The 24003-nt window shown below is 45.9% G+C and carries 26 protein-coding genes, 1 tRNA gene and 1 pseudogene; 18 read left to right on the top strand and 10 right to left on the bottom strand.

Features of this window, described 5'->3' with window-relative positions:
• Positions 1-181 precede the first annotated feature (181 nt).
• The 14 genes from BN1209_RS02020 to BN1209_RS01955 all read left to right on the top strand — a co-directional run bounded on the left by BN1209_RS02020 (position 182) and on the right by BN1209_RS01955 (position 13816).
• Positions 182-1924 carry a tetratricopeptide repeat protein gene (locus tag BN1209_RS02020; RefSeq protein ID WP_045750724.1) on the top strand — a complete coding sequence of 581 codons (1743 nt, stop codon included), beginning with the start codon at positions 182-184 and terminating at the stop codon, positions 1922-1924.
• Between the two features lie 11 nt (positions 1925-1935).
• Positions 1936-2634 (top strand): lipoprotein insertase outer membrane protein LolB, encoded by a 699-nt coding sequence (lolB, locus tag BN1209_RS02015; protein ID WP_231855155.1) that lies wholly within the window; start codon positions 1936-1938, stop codon positions 2632-2634.
• A gap of 7 nt (positions 2635-2641) precedes the next feature.
• Positions 2642-3607 (top strand): 4-(cytidine 5'-diphospho)-2-C-methyl-D-erythritol kinase, encoded by a 966-nt coding sequence (gene ispE / locus BN1209_RS02010; RefSeq protein WP_082048365.1) that lies wholly within the window; start codon positions 2642-2644, stop codon positions 3605-3607.
• Positions 3608-3619: 12 nt separating this feature from the next.
• A tRNA-Gln gene (locus BN1209_RS02005) sits at positions 3620-3696 on the top strand.
• A gap of 82 nt (positions 3697-3778) precedes the next feature.
• Positions 3779-4714, top strand: a complete 936-nt coding sequence (locus BN1209_RS02000; protein ID WP_045751902.1) for a ribose-phosphate pyrophosphokinase — start codon at positions 3779-3781, stop codon at positions 4712-4714.
• Positions 4715-4825: 111 nt separating this feature from the next.
• Positions 4826-5437: a 50S ribosomal protein L25/general stress protein Ctc gene (locus BN1209_RS01995; protein ID WP_045750723.1), complete on the top strand. Its 612-nt coding sequence runs from the start codon at positions 4826-4828 to the stop codon at positions 5435-5437.
• Positions 5438-5560: 123 nt separating this feature from the next.
• Positions 5561-6139: an aminoacyl-tRNA hydrolase gene (pth, locus tag BN1209_RS01990; RefSeq protein ID WP_045750722.1), complete on the top strand. Its 579-nt coding sequence runs from the start codon at positions 5561-5563 to the stop codon at positions 6137-6139.
• 27 nt (positions 6140-6166) lie between these two features.
• Positions 6167-7252: a redox-regulated ATPase YchF gene (gene ychF, locus BN1209_RS01985; RefSeq protein WP_045750721.1), complete on the top strand. Its 1086-nt coding sequence runs from the start codon at positions 6167-6169 to the stop codon at positions 7250-7252.
• 142 nt (positions 7253-7394) lie between these two features.
• Positions 7395-9851, top strand: a complete 2457-nt coding sequence (gene leuS / locus BN1209_RS01980; RefSeq protein WP_045751901.1) for a leucine--tRNA ligase — start codon at positions 7395-7397, stop codon at positions 9849-9851.
• Positions 9852-9853: 2 nt separating this feature from the next.
• Positions 9854-10357: an LPS-assembly lipoprotein LptE gene (locus BN1209_RS01975; protein WP_045750720.1), complete on the top strand. Its 504-nt coding sequence runs from the start codon at positions 9854-9856 to the stop codon at positions 10355-10357.
• A 23-nt stretch (positions 10358-10380) separates the two neighbouring features.
• Complete coding sequence (holA, locus tag BN1209_RS01970; protein WP_045750719.1) at positions 10381-11406, top strand: DNA polymerase III subunit delta; 1026 nt, start codon at positions 10381-10383, stop codon at positions 11404-11406.
• Positions 11407-11426: 20 nt separating this feature from the next.
• On the top strand, positions 11427-12683 hold the full coding sequence (locus BN1209_RS01965) for a glutamate-5-semialdehyde dehydrogenase (RefSeq protein ID WP_045750718.1): 1257 nt from the start codon (positions 11427-11429) through the stop codon (positions 12681-12683).
• Positions 12684-12692: 9 nt separating this feature from the next.
• Positions 12693-13325: a nicotinate-nucleotide adenylyltransferase gene (gene nadD / locus BN1209_RS01960; RefSeq protein WP_045750717.1), complete on the top strand. Its 633-nt coding sequence runs from the start codon at positions 12693-12695 to the stop codon at positions 13323-13325.
• 8 nt (positions 13326-13333) lie between these two features.
• A complete protein-coding gene (locus BN1209_RS01955; RefSeq protein ID WP_045750716.1) occupies positions 13334-13816 on the top strand; it encodes a hypothetical protein in 483 nt (160 codons plus the stop codon).
• On the opposite strand, the gene bioD is transcribed toward BN1209_RS01955, so the two are convergent.
• The 6 genes from bioD to BN1209_RS01925 are packed head-to-tail and all read right to left on the bottom strand — an operon-like array spanning position 13803 to position 18742.
• A complete protein-coding gene (gene bioD / locus BN1209_RS01950) occupies positions 13803-14459 on the bottom strand; it encodes a dethiobiotin synthase (protein ID WP_045750715.1) in 657 nt (218 codons plus the stop codon). The two genes, BN1209_RS01955 and bioD, sit on opposite strands and share 14 nt — an antisense overlap.
• Positions 14446-15363 carry a malonyl-ACP O-methyltransferase BioC gene (gene bioC, locus BN1209_RS01945; RefSeq protein ID WP_045750714.1) on the bottom strand — a complete coding sequence of 306 codons (918 nt, stop codon included), beginning with the start codon at positions 15361-15363 and terminating at the stop codon, positions 14446-14448. The genes bioD and bioC overlap by 14 nt, the downstream gene beginning before the upstream one ends.
• Positions 15360-16118 (bottom strand): pimeloyl-ACP methyl ester esterase BioH, encoded by a 759-nt coding sequence (gene bioH, locus BN1209_RS01940; RefSeq protein WP_045750713.1) that lies wholly within the window; start codon positions 16116-16118, stop codon positions 15360-15362. The genes bioC and bioH overlap by 4 nt, the downstream gene beginning before the upstream one ends.
• Positions 16115-17278 carry an 8-amino-7-oxononanoate synthase gene (gene bioF / locus BN1209_RS01935; protein WP_045750712.1) on the bottom strand — a complete coding sequence of 388 codons (1164 nt, stop codon included), beginning with the start codon at positions 17276-17278 and terminating at the stop codon, positions 16115-16117. Before bioF ends, bioH begins: the two co-directional genes overlap by 4 nt.
• A gap of 40 nt (positions 17279-17318) precedes the next feature.
• Positions 17319-18332 (bottom strand): biotin synthase BioB, encoded by a 1014-nt coding sequence (gene bioB / locus BN1209_RS01930; protein WP_082048364.1) that lies wholly within the window; start codon positions 18330-18332, stop codon positions 17319-17321.
• Entirely contained in the window at positions 18329-18742 is a 414-nt protein-coding gene (locus tag BN1209_RS01925) for a hypothetical protein (protein ID WP_231855142.1), read from the bottom strand. The genes bioB and BN1209_RS01925 overlap by 4 nt, the downstream gene beginning before the upstream one ends.
• Before the next feature lie 92 nt (positions 18743-18834).
• Between BN1209_RS01925 and BN1209_RS09270 the strand changes: the two are divergent.
• The 3 genes and pseudogenes from BN1209_RS09270 to trmL all read left to right on the top strand — a co-directional run.
• Positions 18835-18945 (top strand): annotated as a pseudogene (locus BN1209_RS09270) (ComF family protein); the annotation flags it as partial.
• 126 nt (positions 18946-19071) lie between these two features.
• Positions 19072-19509 carry a ComF family protein gene (locus BN1209_RS09265; protein ID WP_320408780.1) on the top strand — a complete coding sequence of 146 codons (438 nt, stop codon included), beginning with the start codon at positions 19072-19074 and terminating at the stop codon, positions 19507-19509.
• Positions 19510-19974 carry a tRNA (uridine(34)/cytosine(34)/5-carboxymethylaminomethyluridine(34)-2'-O)-methyltransferase TrmL gene (gene trmL, locus BN1209_RS01915; RefSeq protein ID WP_045750709.1) on the top strand — a complete coding sequence of 155 codons (465 nt, stop codon included), beginning with the start codon at positions 19510-19512 and terminating at the stop codon, positions 19972-19974.
• 9 nt (positions 19975-19983) lie between these two features.
• Here the strand turns inward: trmL and BN1209_RS01910 are convergent, their stop codons facing one another.
• From BN1209_RS01910 to grxC, 4 genes are all read right to left on the bottom strand, one after another.
• The gene (locus BN1209_RS01910; protein ID WP_045750708.1) at positions 19984-20976 is read right to left on the bottom strand and encodes an NAD(P)H-dependent glycerol-3-phosphate dehydrogenase; all 993 of its coding nucleotides are present in this window, start codon (positions 20974-20976) and stop codon (positions 19984-19986) included.
• A gap of 9 nt (positions 20977-20985) precedes the next feature.
• Complete coding sequence (locus BN1209_RS01905; RefSeq protein WP_045750707.1) at positions 20986-21435, bottom strand: SH3 domain-containing protein; 450 nt, start codon at positions 21433-21435, stop codon at positions 20986-20988.
• A complete protein-coding gene (gene secB / locus BN1209_RS01900) occupies positions 21410-21916 on the bottom strand; it encodes a protein-export chaperone SecB (protein ID WP_045750706.1) in 507 nt (168 codons plus the stop codon). Before secB ends, BN1209_RS01905 begins: the two co-directional genes overlap by 26 nt.
• 105 nt (positions 21917-22021) lie before the next feature.
• Positions 22022-22279: a glutaredoxin 3 gene (gene grxC / locus BN1209_RS01895; protein WP_045750705.1), complete on the bottom strand. Its 258-nt coding sequence runs from the start codon at positions 22277-22279 to the stop codon at positions 22022-22024.
• Positions 22280-22460: 181 nt separating this feature from the next.
• Here grxC and gpmI point away from each other — a divergent pair, with 181 nt between their 5' ends.
• Positions 22461-24002: a 2,3-bisphosphoglycerate-independent phosphoglycerate mutase gene (gene gpmI / locus BN1209_RS01890; RefSeq protein WP_045750704.1), complete on the top strand. Its 1542-nt coding sequence runs from the start codon at positions 22461-22463 to the stop codon at positions 24000-24002.
• Position 24003 lies beyond the last annotated feature (1 nt).

Below are 24003 nucleotides of genomic sequence, written 5' to 3'. Positions count from 1 at the left end.
AGCGCCGGGCAATCAACTGACCACTTTTTCTTCAACACTCATCACTTTGAAACAAAGCCTATTGGAAAGTTTCAATTAAAAAGCTATAGTCAGCTCTCATTATGGATGAACTTGCATAAGGTGTCACGGACTAAGCATCATCAAGTTCATTCACTATCAGCGAAGAAACAAACCCCACATCATGCTAAAAAACTCAAATTTATTGCTTAATTTCAAAAAAAAATCACTGCTTGTAGCGATTTCAATTGGACTTTATTCGATAACACTAGCCCCTTGTGCTATTTCTGCTGAGGCAGCATCTAAGCCAGTACAAACCGAAGCGAATGCCGAGTTCGTCTTTAAGTACTTGGCAGCGGAGGTTGCCGGACAAAAAGGTGAGTTAGGCATTTCAACCCAGCTTTTCTATGACCTTGCGAAATCGAGTCGAGATGTTCGTTTAGCTGAGCGCGCAGCAAAAGTAGCCATGTACAGTAAAAATGCCCAAGCCGCTTTAGAAACAGCCAAACTTTGGGTTGAGCTGGATGCCAACTCCACAGAAGCGCAGCAAACGGCGGCACAAATTTATGTCATTAATGGTGATTTAATTGCTGCCAAACCACTTTTGCAAAAACTGCTTGAAAATACAGAAACGCAAAGCAACAGCTTTTTATATCTGAATAATTTGTTTTCACACCAAGCGAATCGAAGTGCTGTCTTGCAATTAGTGCAGGATCTGGCAGCCCCCTATCCGCAGTTAGCAGAAGCGCACTTCACTTTGGCACAAGCTGCATTTCAAGCCGACAATCTTGCGCTGGCACTTACAGAGTCCGCTCGAGCAAATCAATTAAAACCCCATTGGGAAATTGCTGCGATTCAACAGGCCGACATTCTCTACACCACCTCACCAGAACAAGCGATTGGTTTCTATCGCAATTTTCTAAATGACAATGCTGATGCAAATGATGCGCGCCTGAATTTGGCAAGGATGTTGATTAAGCAATCTCGTTTCAATGAGGCTAAACCCGAGTTAGTTAAATTAACCAAACTTGCGCCTCAAAATCCCGAGATTTTGGTCGTTGTTGGGCTTTTATTTGTCCAAAGCAATCAATTCAACGATGCTGAAAAGTATTTCTTACAAGCACTTGATAGCGAAATCAAAAATAAGGACCCCATTTATCTATACTTAGGTCAAATTGCTGAGAAAAACAAAAACGATACTGAAGCAATCAATTGGTATAACAAGGTTCAACAGCGGGCAAGCAATACAAGTGCTCCGCAAAATGATCATTATTTAGATGCAAAATTAAGCGCAGCCAATGTCATCGCTCGTAGTCAAGGTGCTGATATCGCGATTAAGATGTTGGATGACCTCGAGAATTTGAGTGATATTCAATTAGCACAAGTCATTACAGCACAAGCCAACATATTGGCCCAATCAAAACGCTACCAGGAATCTTATGAGTTATTAGGCAAAGCGGTTGCCAACATGCCCAATACTAATGAACTGATTTATGAATATGCGATGGCTGCAGAGCGCGTTCAACAATACAGCGTGCTAGAAACGCAATTGCGTTTGCTGATTAAAATTAAACCAAACTTTGTTCAAGCCTACAATGCACTCGGCTATTCGTTTGCAGACCGAAACGTTAAACTTGAAGAAGCAAACAAACTGATTGCAAAAGCTTTAGAACTTAGCCCAGGTGATCATTACATTATGGACAGTATGGGCTGGGTACAATACCGATTAGGTAATCTTGATAAGGCTTATGAGTTCTTAAACAAAGCCTACAACTTACAGAACGATAGCGAAATTGCAGCGCATTTAGGTGAAGTGCTTTGGAAACAAGGCAAGCACGATGAAGCGAACAAAATATGGGATGAAGGCATAAAAGCAAGCCCTCAAAATGAAGTAATTCTTAAAACGATTAAGAAATTTAAGCCTTAGTATTGACCCCTATGCCCCTGTTCCAGGTTTCATGCGCCAGTCTTCTTTTGTTGATGTCTGGCGCATTAATTTCTAGTTGTGCAACGGTGCGCCCAACACCATCAACCCCTAATCACCAACCCAGTTATTCATCAATATCAGAAACACCAATCGTTCCAGCCCAAGCGCAACGCCACCAAGCGAATTTGTTGCCTGTCGTCGACTTTAAAATCAATGGAAGAATGGGTGTTCAAAGCCAAGGCTACGGTGTTTCTGGCAACATTCATTGGATACACACAAAAGAAAATGATGTGATCGATTTATATTCACCGCTTGGAAGTAAAATGGCCGCCATTGTAAAAAATACTAACGGCGCCATCTTAACCTCATCAGACGGCAAAACGATCAGAGCTGAGGACGCAGAGACCCTCACTGCATTAACATTAGGCTGGCGCTTACCATTATCGAAACTATCCGACTGGATTGTTGGACGTCCGGCCCAAGGGGCCGTTTCTGGGGTTGCTTGGGATGAAAAAGGTCAAGTCAGCAGATTTAATCAGGACGGATGGGAAATTAGCTACCTGCAATATCAGAGCGAAATCCAGCCAGCCTTGCCGAGTAAAATTAATCTTCGCAATCCAAAAATGAATGTACGCATTCTGATTGAAAGCTGGGATATTACGCCGCAAACACTCTCAACTCCAGATAACAACTCTGCGCAAACGCACTAGGCCAAAAATGGCAAACTTAAGAAAAAATACAATATTAAGCAAACAATTGCTGGATCTTGGCTATCAAGCTTTTTTAGCGCCCGCAAAAATTAATTTATTTTTGCATATTACTGGCCGCCGCGATGATGGCTACCACTTGCTACAAAGTGTATTTCAACTCGTCGATTTATATGATTCTGTTTTTCTAAAAGTACGTGAAGATGGCCTCATTACTCGCGTTACTGAACATGCCAATGTGCCAGCAGATCAAGATTTATGCGTAAAAGCGGCCAGACTCCTACAGATGCAAACTCAATGCAGTTTGGGCGTTGATATTGGTCTAATAAAAAACATTCCAATGGGCGGTGGCTTGGGTGGCGGAAGTTCAGATGCTGCAACCGTTTTGATAGCATTAAACCATCTTTGGCACTTGGGCCTCAGCCGAAAAGTATTAATGGAATTGAGCTTAACACTTGGCGCCGATGTACCTTTTTTTATTTTCGGAAAAAACGCTTGGGTAGAAGGTATCGGCGAAAAAATGCAGGCTATTCCCCTGCCAACCGCTACTTATGTGATTGTGACACCCAAAGTACACGTTTCCACGCCTGAAATTTTTAGCACTGAGGAATTGACAAGAAACACGTTTCCCACGACAATAGCGGCCTTTTCCAAGATGCTGAATTCGATGCAAATCGGTAAAGAAAAACAAAGCCTAGTGTTTGAACATGAAAACCAACATTTTCATAACGATCTCGAAGCAGTGGTTGTTCAGAAATATCCAGTCGTAAAGGCTTGTCTCAATTGGTTAAATCAATTCTCACAAGCACGAATGAGTGGTTCTGGAGCATCAGTTTTTGTGGCAGTTAAGGATTTAGCTGAGGCAAATAATTTTGTCAAAACCGCGCCAAAAGAGATTGCGAATACTGAAATATTTTGTGTAGCGGCACTCGGATTATCACAGCATCCGCTGTATAATTTGGTTCCTGTACTTTAGGTAAAGATCAAATGGGGAGTCGCCAAGCTGGTTAAGGCACCGGATTTTGATTCCGGCATGCGAAGGTTCGAATCCTTCTTCCCCAGCCAGTATTGCAATATGGAGCGTGTAGCATTACACGCTTTTTTTGTTTTAATAGCTTAAAAGGAATCCACTGTGGCCAAAGGCGACATGATGGTGTTTACAGGTACGGCCAATCCGAAACTCGCCAAAAAAGTGGCTAAACACTTAGGCATGGAGTTGGGTCGTGCTACCGTTGACCGTTTTAGCGATGGCGAAGTCATGGTTGAGTTACAAGATAACGTACGTGGTAAAGACGTGTTTGTGTTGCAATCAACTTGCGCCCCAACCAATGACACGTTAATGGAAGTGATGGTCATGGTTGACGCGCTTCGCCGCGCATCTGCTGGTCGCATTACGGCAGCCATTCCTTACTTTGGCTACTCACGTCAAGATCGTCGTCCACGCTCTGCCCGCGTTGCGATTACTGCAAAAGTAGTGGCCAATATGCTCACCAGCGTAGGTGTTAACCGTTTATTGACCATGGATTTACATTCAGATCAAATCCAAGGCTTCTTTGAAATTCCAGTTGATAACATTTATGCATCACCTGTATTGCTGGATGATCTAACAAAACAAAACCACAACAACTTAGTTGTCGTCTCACCAGACGTTGGTGGCGTAGTTCGTGCACGTGCACTCGCTAAGCAAATGGGTTCAGATTTAGCGATTATCGACAAACGTCGTCCAAAAGCCAATGTGGCTAAAGTGATGAACATCATTGGTGATGTTACAGGCCGTACATGCGTGATCATGGATGACATGGTCGACACAGCCAATACACTTTGTGAAGCCGCATCAGCACTTAAGAAAAAAGGCGCAATCAAGGTTGTGGCTTACTGCACTCACCCCGTGCTTTCAGGCACTGCGATCGAGCGTATTACCGCTTCAGAACTTGATGAATTAGTTGTTACAGACACCATTCCACTGCGTGAAGACGCAGCTTCATGCAAAAAAGTTCGCCAACTAAGCGTAGGTGAATTAATGGCTGAAACCATCCGCCGCATTAGCAATGAAGACTCTGTCAGCTCATTATTTGAAGATTAATTAAAGTTTCGATGCCATTGGCAACAATGGCATCACACCCTGTTATCTGGTCGCGGATAACAGTTTTTAAAAAGCCAAAATGTTTTTTGGTTAAATTTAGGAGTAGTAAAAATGACGATTGAAATTTCAGCAGTAACACGTGCAGCGAAAGGTACGGGTGCGAGCCGCCGTCTTCGCCGTTCAGCTAAAGTACCAGGTGTGGTTTATGGTGCTGGTAAAGACGCAGTAAGCGTTGAATTTGATATGAAAGCCTTGTTCATGGAATTCCGCCATGAAGCATTCCACGCCTCTATCTTAACGCTTAACTTAGATGGCAAAAAAGAGTCAGTATTGTTACGTGACTATCAAATGCATCCAGTGCGCAACACCATTCAACACATCGACTTTCAACGTGTTAGCGCAACAGAAAAAATCCACGTTAAAGTGCCATTGCACTTCGTGAATGCAGACATCGCTCCTGGCGTAAAAGTGGGCGGCGGCATTGTAGCTCACATCGCTACTGAAGCTGACGTAAGCTGCTTGGCAAAAGACTTGCCAGAGTTTATCGAGGTTGATTTGGCTAATTTAGAAATGGGTCACTCAGTACACTTGTCAGAAATCAAATTGCCTAAAGGTGTTGAGTTCGTTCAATTAGCGCATGGTGCCGACGTTGCTGTTGCAAGCATTGCAAAAACTCGCGGCGGTGCAGCTGCTGCAGCTGAGGAAGCAACGCCAGCAGCTTAATCGCTGATGTGCTTTACACTCTGTGTGAAAGCCCTCTAAAACGCGCGTTTCGGTTTTTCCGGAACGCGCGTTATTATTTTCAGGCTGTGAAATTATTTTAGGCTGGATGAGCGACAATAGGCTATGAGTCAAATCAAACTAATCGTTGGACTAGGCAACCCAGGCGCCCAATATGAATCCACCCGCCACAATGCAGGTTTTTGGTGGGTGGATCAAATCTGCGCCGAAACAGGGAGCAAGCTCAACCTTGAAGCCAAGTTTTTTGGTCATGCTGGCCGCTTAAAATCCAGCAATGATGAAGCATGGCTACTCAAACCAACAACCTTCATGAATGCCAGCGGGCGTGCAGTCGCGGCACTGGCTAAGTTTTATAAAATTGCGCCTGAGTCAGTTTTAGTGGTGCACGATGAATTAGATCTACCCCCCGGCACCGTGAAGCTCAAAAAAGGTGGCGGGCATGGCGGACACAACGGTCTTAAAGATATTACTGCACAGCTAGGCACCCCTGATTTTTGGCGTTTACGCTTAGGCATCGGCCACCCAGGTGATAAAAATGCGGTGGCAAATTTTGTATTACACGACCCAAGTCGCGATGAAATGCGCGCCATTGAAGAAAATATAGATCAAAGCACGACACTGCTTCCTTTGCTATTAAAAGGCGAATTTGAAGCAGCAATGTTAAAATTGCACACTAAAAATTAGTTACGAATTTATTGAACAGGAAAAAATATGAAATGCGGAATTGTCGGCCTACCAAACGTAGGTAAATCAACGCTCTTCAATGCCATTACCAAAGCAGGCATCGCCGCAGAGAACTACCCTTTCTGCACCATCGAGCCTAACGTCGGCATTGTTGAAGTGCCTGACCCACGCATGAAACCATTGATTGATATCGTCAATCCGCAAAAAGTACAACCCGCCATTGTTGAGTTTGTGGACATTGCAGGCTTGGTGGCTGGGGCATCAAAGGGTGAAGGCCTAGGTAACAAATTCTTGGCTAACATCCGCGAAACAGATGCGATTGCACACGTGGTACGTTGCTTTAATGATGCTAACGTGGTGCACGTTGCCAATAAAGTTGATCCGCTTTCAGACGTTGAAACCATCAACACCGAACTTGCACTCGCTGATATGGAAACCGTCGACAAAACGGTTCAACGCGAAAGTAAAAAAGCGAAATCAGGCGATAAAGAAGCGATTGCCCTTTGTGCGGTATTGGCCAAAGTCCAAAAAGGCTTAGATGAAGGCAAAGCTGTTCGCACCTTAGGCTTAGATGCTGACGAATTGCACTTACTCAAGCCACTCTGCCTGATCACTGTTAAACCAGTCATGTACATCGCAAACGTTGATGAGAAAGGCTTTAACAATAACCCACTCCTTGATTCAATTGTAGAGCTTGGCAAAAAAGAAGGTTCACCAGTAGTGAGCATCTGCGCAAAAATTGAAGCAGAAATCTCAGACCTTGAAGATGAAGACAAAGCTTTATTCTTAGAAGAGCTAGGCTTAACTGAGCCAGGCTTAGACCGCGTAGTACGCGCGGCATATGCCCTACTCGGCCTAGAAACCTACTTCACCGCTGGTGTTAAAGAAGTTCGTGCTTGGACAGTCCGCAAAGGCTCAACCGCACCACAAGCCGCCGGCGTTATTCATACAGACTTTGAACGTGGCTTTATTCGCGCAGAAGTGATTGCCTTTAACGAATATGTTGCTCACAAAGGCGAGCAAGGCGCAAAAGAGGCTGGCAAGATGCGTTTAGAAGGAAAAGAATATATCGTGCAAGATGGCGATGTGATGCACTTTAGATTTAATGTCTAAGTAAAAAATAGCCCTGTAAAAGCCATCCTCAGGATGGCTTTTTTATTGCCTCAAACACCAGAGCAATTCGTTGATGCTTCCGCACATCCCTTTGGCTTCAAGGTATAATTCAGGCTTATTTATCCACACAAAAATATTTGCCATGCAACAGCAGTATCCATTTAAAGAAATCGAAGAACGCGCCCAGCAATATTGGGAAACCAATCAAACTTTTAAGGCGACTGAAAAGAGCGATAAGCCTAAGTATTACTGCTTATCCATGTTTCCTTATCCAAGTGGTCGATTGCACATGGGTCATGTCCGCAATTACACGATTGGTGATGTGCTAAGCCGTTTCCATCGCATGCGTGGTTTTAATGTGATGCAACCGATGGGCTGGGATGCATTTGGCTTGCCTGCTGAAAATGCAGCAATCAAAAACAATGTGGCGCCTGCTGGTTGGACATACAGCAATATCGAGCACATGAAAGAGCAACTCAAGTCTTTAGGCTTAGGGATTTCTTGGGATAGAGAAATTGCCACTTGCACCCCAGAGTATTACCGCTGGGAACAATGGTTATTCACGGAGCTATTCAAAAAAGGCCTCATCTACAAAAAAACGGCCACGGTGAATTGGGACCCTGTTGACCAAACCGTGCTTGCGAATGAACAAGTGATTGATGGTAAAGGCTGGCGCTCTGGGGCGGTGGTTGAAAAACGCGACATTCCGCAATACTTTATGAAAATCACGGCTTATGCCGATGAGTTGTTAGCTGACCTCGATAAACTTGAAGGCTGGCCTGAGCAAGTCAAAACCATGCAACGCAATTGGATAGGTAAAAGTTACGGCTGTGAAGTTGAGTTTCCTATCGTTGGTGGCAATGGCAATCTTAAGGTTTACACCACACGTCCAGATACATTGATGGGCGCAACTTATGTCGCTGTTGCTGCAGAGCACGCCCTTGCAACCCAAGCGGCTGAGAACAACCCTGCACTACAAGCATTTATTCAAGAGTGCAAAATGGGTAGCGTGGCTGAAGCCGACATGGCGACTGCCGAGAAAAAAGGCATGGCAACTGGGCTATTCGTTCAGCATCCAATCACTGGCGAGCAATTGCCAGTTTGGGTAGCTAACTATGTACTCATAAGCTACGGCGAAGGTGCTGTCATGGCTGTGCCAGCACATGATGAGCGCGACTTTGAGTTTGCGAACAAATACAGTTTACCTATGAAGGTTGTGATTAAGCCACAAGGTACCGAGCTTGATCTTCCGCTGACTGCCGCTTTTACAGAACATGGCGTTTTGTTTAACTCTGGCGCGTTTGATGGCCTGGATTTTGATAGCGCATCAAGCAAAATCGCTGAAGCACTCACTACTAAGAATTTAGGTAAACGTCGCACACAATATCGTTTGCGCGACTGGGGTGTTTCACGTCAGCGCTATTGGGGCTGCCCTATCCCTATCGTGCATTGTGCTAGCTGTGGCGAGGTGCCAGTGCCTGCTGACCAATTGCCTGTGCGCTTACCAGAAGACGTGGTGATGGATGGCGTAGGCTCACCAATTAAAAAAGACCCAAGCTTTTACGAAACGACTTGCCCAAGTTGTGGCGGCAAAGCCACGCGTGAAACCGACACCATGGACACGTTCTTCGAGTCTTCATGGTACTTTGCACGCTACGCAAGCTTTGACTGCCACACCGGCATGGTGGATGAACGCGCAAACTATTGGTTGCCTGTTGATCAATATATTGGCGGGATTGAACATGCGATTTTGCATCTACTTTACGCGCGCTTCTTTAACAAATTGATGCGTGATGTTGGCCTGCTCAAAAATGATGAGCCGTTTACTCATTTGCTCACACAAGGCATGGTGCTAAAAGAAGGCACCAAGATGAGTAAATCTAAGGGCAATACAGTTGACCCGCAAGCGCTTATCGACACTTACGGCGCAGATACTGCACGTTTATTTATGATGTTTGCTGCACCTCCTGAGCAAAGCTTGGAATGGGCTGACAGCGGTGTGGAAGGCGCACATCGTTTCTTGCGACGCTTGTGGACATTTGTGGCAACGCATTTAGAAAATGGTGCTGTAGCTGCTTACAAAACGGGTGAATTAACTGCCGAAGTTAAAACCCTTCGTCGCCAACTTCATCAAACGATTGAAAAAATTACGGATGACTATGGTCGTCGCCAAACATTCAACACGGCCATTGCTGCCGTGATGGAACTCATGAACGCTTACGGCAAAATCGAGGGCGAGGATGCCGTCACACGTAGCGTACGCCAAGAAGTACTAGAGAATGTTGTACTACTCCTATCTCCTATCGTGCCGCATATTTGCCAAGCTTTGTGGGCTGAACTGCGTCAAGACATTGTGATTGAGGATGCCACATGGCCAAGTGCCGACCAATCTGCGATGGTACAAGATGAGGTAGAGCTGGTAGTGCAAGTCAATGGGAAATTGCGTGGTAGCATCACCGTGGCTAAAACCATGGCAAAAGAAGCCATTGAGCAACATGCACTTGCACAACCGTTTGTGCAAAAATTCCTAGAAGAGGGTTCGGCTGTGCGTAAAATCATTGTCGTGCCGAATAAACTCGTCAATATTGTTGTGGGGTAATTATGCAAAGCACTATCGCTCGTCGCTTAACTATTCTGATGCTGGCCTTTGTCGTTGCGGCCTGCGGATTTCATTTACGTGGCGTGGCTGATTTGGCATTCAGTAAGCTTTACATGAAGGGCTCTGCGAGTATTTCTAAAGACTTAATCAGCGCACTTAAAACCAACGGGGTTAAGATTGTGACTGAGCCGGAAGAAGCAGAAGTGATGCTAGAGCTAATGAGTGATGGCGTTGAAAAGCGCATTCTTTCATTGGGCGGCACAGGTTCTGTTCGTGAGTTTGAGTTGTTCTATCGCATAAAATTTCGCGTGCGTGACGCGTCAGAAGAGCTTTGGGGCCAAGAACAAATCATTGAAAGTCGTCGTGATTTTTCATATTTAGATACTGAATTGCTCGCCAAATCTTACGAAGAAGCCATGCTTTATGAAGATATGCGCCGCGATGCTACAAGAGAACTCATGCGTCGCTTAGTTGCACAAAAACCTAAAGCCAAGGCAGTGAAATAGGCCAACCGCCTATATGTTCAAATATGAATTTGGCGCCACAACAACTCTCCCAACATTTAAGCAGCGGTCTTAAACCGCTCTATGTGCTCACGGGAGATGAGCCTTTATCTCAGCGGGAATGTTTAGATGCTATTCGTGCCAAAGCGTGTGAATTAGGTTTTGATGAACGGACCAGTTTAACTTCTGACCGTTATTTTAATTGGGGACAAATTGCTGAATTCGGTCAGGCCATGTCATTGTTTGCCAGCCAACGCTTGCTTGAAATTAATATCCCTACAGGCAAACCTGGCCTTGATGGTAGCAAAGCACTTCAAGCATTAGCAGCTGAAGCATTGCCTGATACTGTCACTGTGGTTATTTTGCCAGCGGTAGATTGGCGAGATGCAAAGAGCGCTTGGTACACAGCGCTGCAACAAAACAGCGTATTTATTGAATTGCGCGAAGTTGGACCAGCGCAATTGCCACCATGGATTGCAACCCGTTTGGCTTTGCAAAAGCAAAGTACTGATGCGGAAACTTTAACTTTTATGGCAAACCAAGTGGAAGGTAATTTACTTGCCGCGCATCAAGAGATACAAAAACTAGGCTTGCTCTTCCCTGCTGGCGTCATTGCTGGGGATGATGTCCGTGCAGCCGTGCTCAATGTTTCGCGCTTTGACGCAGTGCAACTTGGCGAGGCCGTATTGGCAGGCGATGTTGATCGCACCGTGCGTATTTTAGATGGCCTGAAGGACGAGGGCGCACAAGCTGTTGCTGTGATGAACCCACTGATTTGGGCGATTACGCCATTAGTCAAAATCAAGCAGGCCGAAGCACGTGGTGAAAACTTAAACAGCGCCATGGTGCAAGCCAAGGTATTTGGCCCAAAACAAGCGCTTGCCAAGCAAGCGGTTGGCCGATTAAGCTTAAAACAATTACAAGCCGCATTACTAAAACTCGCCGACATTGATAAAACCGCAAAAGGCATGATGCAAGGCGATGCTTGGCTAGAAATTTCAAGATTATGCTTTGGCCTGGCAAGAGTTGGCACAAGAGCCAGAAGCCGCTAAAAAGAAGGTTAGGAACACTGATGGACATTAAATCGTATATGCACAATGTTGGAGTTGAAGCGCGCAACGCTTCACGCGCCATGGCAAAAGCTGAAACCAACACCAAAAACTTAGCACTCACCACCATCGCTAAAGCGATTTTGCGTGAAAAAGATGCACTACTTGCCGCCAACCAACAAGATCTTGCAGCAGCAAAAGCTGCAGGCATGGAAGCAGCCATGTTAGACCGCCTCACACTCACTGAAAAATCTATTGCGACAATGGCTGAAGGCCTTCAGCAAATTGCGAGCCTTGCCGACCCAATTGGCGAAATCAGCGATATGAAGTATCGCCCTTCTGGTATCCAGATTGGCAAAATGCGCGTACCACTTGGCGTAATAGGCATCATTTACGAAGCACGTCCAAATGTAACAGTGGATGCGGCCGGCTTATGTATTAAATCCGGCAATGCCACCATTCTTCGTGGCGGCTCAGAAGCTATTCATTGCAACCAAGCCTTGGCAAAGTTAGTACATGAAGGCTTAGCGGCTGCAGGCCTACCAAAAGCCGCAGTGCAAGTCGTCGAAACCACGGATCGTGCTGCGGTTGGCGAACTCATCACCATGAAAGAGTTTGTGGATGTCATCGTGCCGCGAGGTGGCAAAGGCCTCATTGAGCGCATTTCAGCCGACGCACGCATTCCTGTGATTAAGCATTTAGATGGGAATTGTCACGTTTATGTAGATGATGAAGCTGATTTTGAAAAGGCTATACGCATCGTTGAGAACTCAAAAACGCAACGTCTTGGCACTTGCAACACCACAGAATCTTTGTTGGTGGCACGTAGCGTATCCCACAGCATGCTGCCAAAAATTGCTGAGATGTTGATCAGCAAAGGTATTGAGATTCGTGGTTGTGCAGAAACTTGTGCGTTGGTCCCAGCCGCTAAGAAAGCATCAGAAGAAGATTTTTATACGGAATATTTAGATGCGATTATTTCCTGCAAAGTGGTTGAGGGCTTAGATGAAGCGATTGCACATATCAATCAGCATTCATCACAGCATACCGAAGCCATCGTGACTGAGAATTACACCAAAGCACGCCGTTTCTTGCGCGAAGTGGACTCAAGCAGCGTCATGGTAAATGCATCCACACGCTTTGCAGATGGCTTTGAATATGGCTTGGGCGCTGAGATTGGCATCTCAACGGATAAGCTCCATGCCCGCGGCCCAGTTGGTCTTGATGGCTTAACCTCACTCAAATACATCGTATTGGGTGATGGGCATGTTCGCGCTTAAATATCATTCATGATAGGTATTTTAGGCGGTACGTTTAATCCCATCCATAACGGCCACCTGCACCTTGCTGAACGCTTACAACAAACGCTTGCTTTTGAGACAGTTCGTTTCATGCCTGCTGCAATTCCTGCATTAAAAGATTTGCCAAACGTCAGCGCAGAACAACGCGCTGACATGGTAAAACTTGCGATTGTTGACCATCCCACATTTCAGATTGATAGCCGCGAACTTGATCGCGCAGGCCCGTCCTACACCATCGATAGTCTCATTTCATTACGTGAAGAACTTGGCGACAAAGTCAGTATTTGCTGGCTGATAGGTTCGGATGCTTTCGCAAGGTTGCACACATGGCATCGCTGGAATGAGCTGCTCGACTACTGCCATTTTGTGGTGGTCAAACGCCCGCAATCTGAAGACTTAACTTGGAACGCTAAGATTGAGTCTCTCGTTGAAAAGCATCAAACCAACCATCTAAATGCCCTTAAAAACTCCGCCAACGGAAAAATATTAATGCAAGAAATTGCGGCTTTGGACATTTCATCTACACAAATTCGAGAAAACATCGCATCCAAAACTAATGTCAGCGATGTAATGCCGAGCCATGTTATTCACTACATTCAACAACATCAGCTCTACCAATAAATAAATAAATGGATACCTTTAGCCACGCACTTTGGGGATATGGATTATTCGGTCACAAGCGCCATGCGTGGTTGGCAATTCTATTTGGTGCTGCACCTGATTTAATTTCTTTCGGCGCATTGATGCTGCTTAACATGCTGAGTGGCACATGGCATTTTGGCAAACCGCCGCTAGAAACACTGCCGTCTTGGCTATTCACCAACTATGCTTTTGGGCATAGCGTCATCGTTTGTTTTTCTGTAGTTGGATTGGTATGGTTGTGGCGCAAAGACATTGCGTTTGCCATGCTTGCGTGGCCTTTTCACATCCTGCTTGATTTTCCATTCCACGCTAAATCCTACTTCGCCACGCCGCTATTTTGGCCGTTCTCAGACTTTAGTATTGATGGCATCCCTTGGTCACATTGGTATATTTGGTATCCCAATGTCGCCGGTTTGATCATTTTGCTGACCTATCGATTTAAGCAAAAACGCAAAGTTAAAAATCAATAAATTGGGGCTCTTCACCCCAAGCCACATCTGCAATACAAGGCGCTTTAATCATGGCTTTTAGCGTTGCAATATTTTCCTCAATGGCTGGCATATTAGGATCAAGGCGGTTAGCCACCCAGCCTACTAAATTTAACCCTGCCGCTCCAATAGAGCCAGCTGTCATGAGTGCATGATTAATACAGCCCAAGCGAACACCCACCACCATAATCACGGGGAGATTGAGTTTCACCGCTAAATCCGCCATGGTTTCTTGGCGATTAATGGGTACACGAAAACCGCCCGCCCCTTCCACCACCACTACATCGGCTTTTGCTTGTAAGGCATCAAAAGCTTGCTGAATATCATCTAATGAAACCGTCATGCTAACCTGCTCAGCGGCAATGTGAGGCGCAATCGCGGGAGCAAATACATAAGGATTCATCAAAGCCAAATCAGCATCCACGTTACTGGCTTTAATAAGTGCAGTCACGTCACTATTAAGCAAACGACCATTCACCATCTCAGCCCCAGCAGCGACTGGCTTCATGCCAACCGCTTGCAAGCCTTGGTGTACGAAATGACGAACTAAGGCAGCGGCAACATAAGTTTTACCAACGTCGGTATCAGTGCCAGTAATAAAATAGGCGGTCTTATTTTTTTGCATGAAAAGTCACAGGCGCAAAGCCAGCCTCTAAGTCGATTTTTGTTTTAGGTCTAGCCGCGGGCTTCCAAGCGTGGCCATAAATCACTTCAAACGTAGCAGGCAACTTCCCATCTTTTCTAAAGCGCTCGTAGTGTTCAGCAATCTGCTTTAAAAAACCTCGACCTTGCAAGCCACGACTCCGGCCATCAGCCGCATTATGCGCGCCGATAGCCTTCAAATCGCGCATCACGGCCATCACATCATTGTAAGTCAGCGTAATGTGTTCTACATCCAAAACAGGCGCCGCAAAACCCGCACGCACCAAAGCATCGCCAATATCATGCATATCAATAAAACGACTGACGTGCACATGCTCGCCATCCACACTTGAAGCCGCACGCAACTCTTTCAGCGTATCGGGCCCAAGCGTGCTAAACGTCAGCAGACCTTCATGACGAAGCACGCGATGGATATGAGTGAAAGCGGCATCTAAATCATTGCACCATTGAATCGCAAGGTTAGACCACACCATATCCAAACTGGCATCCGCCAAAGGGAGCTGTTCGATATCTGCACACAGGAAATGCTGCTTATTAACACCTAAGGTTTGCTTGATGCGCTGAATAAGGGAGGTATTCGTGGACTGGCTTTTGTGCAACATACCCATTGCCAAATCCAGCGAAACAACTTGAGATTTTGGGTACTTTTGCATCAAGGCTTGGCTGGCATGACCTGTGCCACAGCCCGCATCTAATATGCTTGTGGGTTGCATACTCACTAAATCTAAACGGCTAAGCATTTCTTCACGCACCAGCTTTTGCATCACTGCCGCCGCATCGTAAGTATTGGCCGCACGGTCAAATGACGCACGGACGCGCGCTTTATCTAGGTGGTAAACATCTTGCTCGGAAGGGGCTTGGCTCATAAGTGTAAAAACTCTGTGACTTTTTGGCTGAATAATTCAGGATGCGAAATAAATGGCTCGTGCGCGGCGCTTGGTAAGGTCAATAACGCTGCGTTCGGCAAAGTCTTAGCCGTCCATTCGGCCGCACTTAATGAGGCTAATTTGTCATGAGTGCCATGTATCACCAAGGTTGGCATTTTCAGGCTTGGCAAGTCAGCACGCACATCCCCTGTACGCAAAATATCTAAAGCGCCAAGTAAGCCTTGTTGATGAGGGGCAGGACGGAGACTAAGTGCCTCACGTAATATTTTGGAGGTCGCGCGCGCATTGCCGCTTCCCATCGCAATGAGCGCCAAAAGCTTATTCATTGTGCCTTGATAATCCTGCATCGCCCCTGCAAAAAAACTTTCAAATACATCGCTAGGCATGCCTTGTTGCCAATCATCCCGGGCTACGAAACATGGCGTACTCCCGACCAAAATCAGCTTTTTAATGGGGGTGATTAAGGCGATTTTTGTTGCAATTAATCCCCCCAATGACCAACCGAGAAGATAAGCATTGGCTGGCATTTCCTGCGCAACTTTTTCAGCAATCGTGTGTAGGTTATACACATCAATATTGTCGCTGTGCCCCATGCCTGGCAAATCCACCAAGTGCAATTCAAAATGCTGACTGAGTAAATCACGCGCTTGCATCCACATGCCGCTATGCATCCCCCAACCATGAATCATCACAAGTGGCTCACCCTGCCCTATTTTTTCAATATGCAGACTCATGTGGCCAACACCTGCTCAGCTTCATGCAAATGCTGAATCAGTAATTTCACATCATCTAAAGTATGTGCTGCCGATAGTGAAATACGAAGACGTGCAGTATTTTTTGGCACAGTCGGTGGACGGATGGCTGGCACCAAGACACCCAGCGCCAGGAGATAGTTACTTAGTCCGAGCGTCGCTTCATTACTACCCACAACGATAGGTTGTATCGCAGTATCCGATGGCATTAACTGCCATTTTTTAAGGCTTAAATTTTCTTTGAAATAAGCAATTAAATCCCGCAAATGCTGATGACGCGCCTCATCTTTTTTCATCACATTAACCGCCGTGACCAAAGCCGCCGCCAATGCTGGCGGGCTCGCCGTCGTATAAATATAAGTGTTAGCCGACTGAATTAAATACTCAATGATCGTTTCATCGCCAGCCACAAAGGCGCCCGCAACGCCTGCCGCCTTACCTAATGTTGCCATGTAGATAATGCGTGGGGATATCACATTAAAATGACTCAAAATACCGCGACCTTGGCGACCCAACACACCAAAACCATGGGCATCATCAAGCAAAAAATAGGCGTCATATTTTTCGCAAAGTGCAAGCAGTTCAGGGACAGGAGCGATGTCACCATCCATACTAAATACTGCATCAACAATGACTAGCTTTCTTGGCGCATTGCTGGCCGCGAGCATTTGCTCTAATTGGGATAAATCTTGATGTGCATAGCGATTTAATTCTGCACGCGACAAAACGGCGGCATCATTCAATGAGGCATGATTAAGTTTATCCGCAAAGATTGCATCGTTACGTCCAAGCAATGCCGCAACTACCCCCATATTCGCCATATAACCTGTGCTAAACAGCAAGCCTGATGGCGAACCTACAAAGCCCGCCAATGCTTGTTCTGCTTCATGGTGAAATTGATGATGGCCTGTAATAAGATGGGATGCCCCACCACCCACGCCCGCTAGTTGAGCCGCTTGTTGAAAGGCGAGGATTAAATCAGGATGATTTGCCAAACCAAGATAATCATTGCTGGCGAATGAGAGCAGGTGCTGATCATCTGCAACCAAGTGGGCAGCTTGAGGGCTTTGCAGCAAGCGCCGCTTACGCTTTAAACCTGCTTGCGCACGCTCCGCGAGTTCTGATTTAAGTTGTTCTATCATTTTGTAAATGCGCGTAACGTTTGCACGTCACGCAAAATGATTAAATTGGATGTAGACCCAATTTGGCAAACAGCTGTTTATCTGTTTCCGCTTCTGGGTTGCCTGTGGTGAGTAATTTTTCACCATAAAAAATCGAATTCGCGCCAGCAATAAAGCACAATGCTTGAATGCCTTCATGCATGCTTTGGCGACCCGCTGAAAGGCGAACGAAGCTCTTGGGCATGGTGATGCGTGCCGCGGCAATAGTACGGATAAATTCAAACTGATCTAAATCTTCCACGCCATGCAATGGCGTACCTTCGACTTGCGTGAGCAAGTTAATTGGCACGCTTTCTGGTGGACGTTCCATATTGGCAAGTTGCGCAATCAGACCGGCACGTTGGTTGCGACTTTCGCCCATACCGATAATGCCGCCACAACATACGTTAATGTCTGCCTCACGCACGCTGTCCAATGTATCCAATCGATCTTGGTAGGTCCGCGTCGTGATGACATCACCATAGAATTCTGGCGCGGTATCTAAGTTGTGGTTGTAGTAATCAAGACCTGCATCCTTCAATTGCGCGGCTTGCCCCTCTTTTAACATGCCCAAAGTGGCGCATGTCTGTAAACCCATCGCTTTAACTTCTGAAATCATTTTAAGCACAGGCTCTAAATCTTTTTGCTTAGGGCTACGCCATGCAGCGCCCATACAGAAGCGGCTCGCACCGCTTTCTTTGGCTGCGCGAGCAGCGGCCAATACTTCATCAATAGGCATCAGAGGCTCATTTTCCACGTCCGTGTGATAACGCGCAGCTTGTGGGCAATAACCACAGTCCTCCGAACAACCGCCGGTCTTGATTGAAAGCAATGTGCTCACTTGCACAGCATTGGGATCAAAATTTTCACGATGCACAGTTTGCGCGCGGTGGATTAAGTCGCTAAATGGCAACTCAAACAATGCCACAATTTGCGCGACACTCCAGCGCTGCTCTGTTTCAACTGGGGCGACATTGCGCTTAATACTTGATGCTTCAACCACGCTCACATTTACATCCATATTTAACTCGCTCATGCTTCAATCTCCATCTTCATGTCTTGCCAATCTTCTTTTGAAGCGCGCAACATATCTCTAATACCCAGAGGCACCACCAGCAACACACTAATGCCCCACACTAAAAACAAGACGTTTAATACGCCAATTTTTTCACCTAACATAAAACCAAAAAACGCCATCACCACCAGCAAAGCAAAAGTGGAATAGAATCGGTAAGCTGACTTTGTCATGTACTCACAGATTTTGTGATTAGGATGATTAGCCGCTGCCGCGTACATAAAGATCGAAGCGGCCACCCATATAAAAAGAGGAATCACTAAAGGCAGAAGCAACACCGCCAAACAGGAAAAAAAGGTAAATCCCTGTGCAGAGCGCATTTGTTGTTTAGCAGTAATAATATGATGTGTATTTGAAGCGGATTCCATCATGACGGGCCTACTGAAGACTAATAATATTAATGATTATACATTGTTAAGTAGAAAGCCATTCATTGAATAACCACTGGTTAAAATTTAAGCAAATGTTCAAAGCAAGCCTATTTCCACAAGCTTGCCTGCTGTGCTCCGCAAGTAAGGGCGGTAGCTTGGGGGTTTGCAGTGACTGTCTTTGCGACCTGCCTTACCATGACCAATCTTCTTGCCCACAATGCGGTTTGCCAAGTTTTGAACGCCAGCATTGTGGTTCATGTCTTGCATCAACGCCAGACTTTGACCTAACCACTGCGGCATTTACTTATGCGTATCCCATCAGCCAAGTATTGCAACAATACAAATATCAGCAGCAATTGTTTTTAGCGGAAACCTTTGCCAACTTAATGCTCCAAAAACTTAAACCACACAACATAGACCTCATTATTCCCATGCCGTTGCATCCAAACAGATTGCAAGAACGTGGCTTTAATCAATCTTTAGAAATTGCACGCATCATCGGCAAACGCTCAAATATTGTAGTCAATAGTCAGGCCGTTGCGCGAATCAAACACTCCCCACCGCAAGCCAGCCTACCGCTTAAAGAACGTGCACGGAATATGAAGGGCGCTTTCATCTGCCATGAAGATTTAAGCGGTCTGCGCATTGCCCTCGTTGATGACGTGATGACCACGGGGGCCAGTCTCAACGCACTTGCAAAAGCAGTCAAGGCAAAAGGTGCAGCTCATGTAGAATGTTGGCTTATCGCACGCACACTCGCAAAGTAAATGTTTAATATCGTCTTATTTGAACCAGAAATTCCACCAAACACAGGCAACATTATTCGTCTGTGTGCCAATACGGGCGCGCAACTGCACTTAGTTAAACCGCTCGGATTCTCATTGGAAGATAAGCAGCTTAAACGCGCTGGCTTGGATTATCACGAATACGCCAACTTGCAAATCCACGAAAATTGGCAGGCGTGCAAAATAGCTTTAGCTGGCAAGCGCATGTTCGCTATCACAACCAAAGGCAGCACTTCACACGGCAACATCAAGTTTGAGAAAGACGATGTGTTTGTGTTTGGACCAGAAACGCGCGGGCTACCAGAAGAAATACGAAATGAATTTAGCGCAGAGCATCGCGTCAGGTTGCCGATGTTGCCGCAAAGCCGCAGTTTGAACTTATCTAACTCAGCAGCAGTGTTGCTTTATGAAGCTTGGAGGCAGATAGGCTTTGAGGGCGGGGTTTAACAGTAGCAGCTAGTTAAAAGACTCTTGTTTTTGCTCACGACCGAGCAAATCCATCACCGCATCGCGCGGTGACTTTCCATGAGAAAGCACTTGGTCTACCTCATGGGTAATCGGCATATCCACACCTAAATCTTGGGCGCGCTTCACGACTTCACGCGCGGTATAAACACCTTCAGCCACATGGCCTAAAGTCGCTAGGATTTCAGCTAAAAGCTTGCCACTTGCTAATTGCAAGCCCACTTCACGGTTACGTGAGTACTGTCCGGTACAAGTCAAAATCAAATCACCCGCGCCAGCCAAGCCCATAAAGGTGTCTTTTTGCGCGGCCATCGCCATACCGAAGCGCGTCATTTCAGCCAGCCCACGCGTAATCATTGCCGCACGAGCATTGTTACCAAACTGCATACCATCTGAAATACCCGCGGCAATCGCCATCACATTTTTAAGCGCACCACCAACAGCAACTCCAGCCACATCGGTGCTGGTATAAACACGTAGCGAACCACCATGAAGCGCGGCACCTGCTTGTTTTGCAAAGTCAGCATCGTTCACCGCCAAAGAAACCGCCGTTGGCAAGCCACGCACTAATTCAGCCGCAAAGCTAGGGCCAGAAAGTGCACCCCACGCTTGATGTGGACCAAGCTCTTCAAGCGCAACTTCATGAGGTAGTTTAGCGGTGACAGGCTCCAGGCCTTTGTTCGCCCAAATAACTGGCACCTTTACGCCAAGCGCTTTGATGGATTGCAACATATCGCGGAAGCCACAAGTAGGGACAACAGAAACGATGAAGTCGACGCCTTGCAATGCCAAGCCTAAATCTGACTCTACGCTGAGATTATCGTTGAATTTGAAATCGCCAAGATACATAGGGTTGGCGCGCACCTTGCGCATACCATCCACATGGGCAGCTTTGCGCGCCCACAAGCAAACTTGGTGCTGCTGGCTGATATGCATCGCCAATGCGGTTCCCCAAGCACCTGCTCCTAATACGGCTATTTTCATTGCATATCCTTACAAACCCCAAACGGCTGAGGTTTGGACAAAGCCTACCAATCCATCGCGATGCTTTACTTTGACCCAACCATTTTTAGCTGGCTCAATAAAATCCACCACCACATCTTTTTCTAACCGGCCAATCGAAGCAACGCCCATCTCAGGGGATGGCTTAATATCTGCAGGGGCAACCAACAACAAAGTACGTTTAGCGCTGAGTTGTTTGGCATCTATCCAACTTAGGCCGCCTTGCTGATCTCGCACCTTAACCCACTCCGCGAGATTAACGATTACTTCTACTGGATAGCCTTGACCAAGCAAATAAACTTTTTTGCTTTGCGCTGAGGGCGAATCGTAAACAATCGCCTTAGACACGCTCACTGAACGAAATTCAGCTACTGCCAAGCTAGGCAGTAGCATCAGTAAAGCAACAACAAAAAGCCTAGTGTGTCGTTTTTGCAGCGTCATCTTGCGCTTGTTGTTGCTTTTGTTGCGCATATAACGCTTCAAAGTTAATCGGGCTCAGTACCACAGGCGGGAAGCCAGCACGGACTGAAGCATCGGAAACCACTTCACGCGCGTATGGGAACAAGATGTTCGGGCAAGTGATGCTAAAAATGATCTCTAAATTTTCTTCCGGTACGTTACGTACTTGGAAAATACCGGCTTGCGCTACTTCAATGAGGAACGCAGTTTTGTCACCAATTTTTGAAGTCACTGTAATGGTTAACACGACTTCATAAATGCCATCTTCAAGTTTGCTAGCAGTATTGCTGATTTCGATACCGATTTGCGGGGCATCACGTTCTGTAAAAATCTGTGGGGCATTAGGCAATTCTAATGACAAATCTTTAACGTACAATTTTTCAATCCCAAAGCCAGGCGCTTGATTTTGTTCTAAGGCTTGATTTTCTGTTGTTTGCTCTGCTGCTGTGTCTTTAGTTGCCATGATGTTCCCTAAAAATTTCAAAAAAATGCATCAAAAAATGCTAAACGATAACGAATAAAGGCGATATTTTAACCGATGCGCATACTAATTGCTTGTGTTGCTTAATTAAGCACTTAATAACGAGTCAAGCTCGCCTGCCAAATCTAAGGCACGCAAATCATCAAATCCCCCAACGTGCTGCTCACCAATGTAAATTTGTGGCACAGTGCGACGACCAGTTTTTTCCATCATGGCGACTTTTAATTCAGGATCAGTATCAATTTGAATTTTCTCTATCTCCATCACGCCTTTGGCATTTAGCAAGCGTTCAGCGTTTGTGCAATAGGGGCAATAAGCACTGGTGTACATCAAAACTTTGGCCATGAAAAAACCTTTAAAGAATTAAGCGCGTTGCGCAATGATTAAATTGGAAGCTGAATTGTACAGAAAGACAGGATTAAAAAAGAATCTGAACAAGATAAATTCGGCAAATAATGCAGATTTATTAAGCAAAAATCACTAAAATAGTGATATCCCATGAATACTCATTGAGAAAACACCTCGCATGAAAATTACGCCCGTCGTATTGTTGATTTTAGATGGTTTTGGATATCGCGAAGACATCACAGATAATGCCATTGCCCAAGCCAATAAACCAAACTGGGATAGACTTTGGCAACAGTATCCACATACCCTAATTAACGCATCAGAACACTTTGTCGGCTTACCTGACGGACAAATGGGCAATTCAGAAGTTGGTCATCTTAATATTGGTGCAGGCCGTATCGTCTTTCAAGAATTTGAGCGAATTAATCACGCAATAAAAACCGGTCAATTTGGTCAAAATCCGGTGCTGCTTGAAGCGGTAAATCAGGCTAAAAACACCGATAAAGCATTGCACATTTTTGGCTTAATTTCTGATGGCGGCGTGCATAGTCATCAAGACCATATATATGCCATGATCCGCATGGCCGCAAAGCAAGGCCTCAATAAGATCTACATCCATGCGTTTTTAGATGGTCGCGATACGCCACCGGTTAGCGCAAAACCATACCTTCAAGCACTGGAAGATCAAATCAAAATGATTGGTGCCGGCAAAATCGCTTCTATCTGTGGTCGTTATTATGCAATGGATAGAGATAAGCGCTGGGAGCGCGTCGAGCCAGCCTATCGCTTACTAACAGAAGGCACAGGTGAATTCAAAGCCAACTCCGCTTTAGAGGCCTTGGAGGCCGCCTACAAGCGGGGCGAAAATGACGAATTTGTAAAAGCCACCTCTATTGCTAATGAGGGTGAAGTGCCGGCATTTGTGGATGATGGCGATGTGATTGTATTTATGAACTTCCGCTCTGATCGCGCCCGGCAGATGACTGCGTGTTTTCTCGATGCGAGTTTTGAAGGCTTTAAACGTCAAAAATTACCAACTCTGGGGGGCTATTACACCCTGACGATGTACGACAAAAATGAAGTCAATGCAAAAACTGTATTTGCTCCCAATGATATTCACAACACTTTTGGTGAATACATTGCCAACCAAGGCCTTAAACAACTGCGCATCGCGGAAACTGAAAAATATCCCCACGTGACATTCTTCTTTAACGGTGGCGAAGAAAAAGTTTTTGAAGGCGAAAGTCGTATTCTTGTGCCTTCACCTAAGGTCGCTACTTATGATTTACAGCCTGAAATGAGCGCATTTGAGCTAACAGACCAATTAGAAGCGGCTGTGTTGAGCAATGCGTATGCCGCTATTATTTGTAACTATGCGAACTGCGACATGGTCGGCCACACCGGCTTCATGCCTGCTGCAATTAAAGCTATTGAAGCGATCGACACATGTATCGGCAGGGTCGTAAAAGCTGCCTTAAGCGTTGGCGCTGAAGTGATAATTACAGCAGATCACGGCAATGTAGAAATGATGCAAGACCTTGCCAACGACCAACCGCACACCCAGCACACCACGAATGTGGTGCCATTGCTTTACATTGGCCGCGATGCTGAAATGGCCAAGACTGGTGCACTTTCTGACATAGCACCAAGTTTGCTCTGCATGATGGGGCTGTCGCAACCAGCAGAGATGACTGGTCACTCTCTGGTGAAAATTAAGTAAT

This window comes from Candidatus Methylopumilus turicensis, from assembly GCF_000953015.1.
GTDB classification, from domain to species: Bacteria; Pseudomonadota; Gammaproteobacteria; order Burkholderiales; family Methylophilaceae; genus Methylopumilus_A; species Methylopumilus_A turicensis.
Note: the sequence above shows the minus strand (reverse complement) of the source record. Positions and strands in the feature narration are given on the sequence as shown.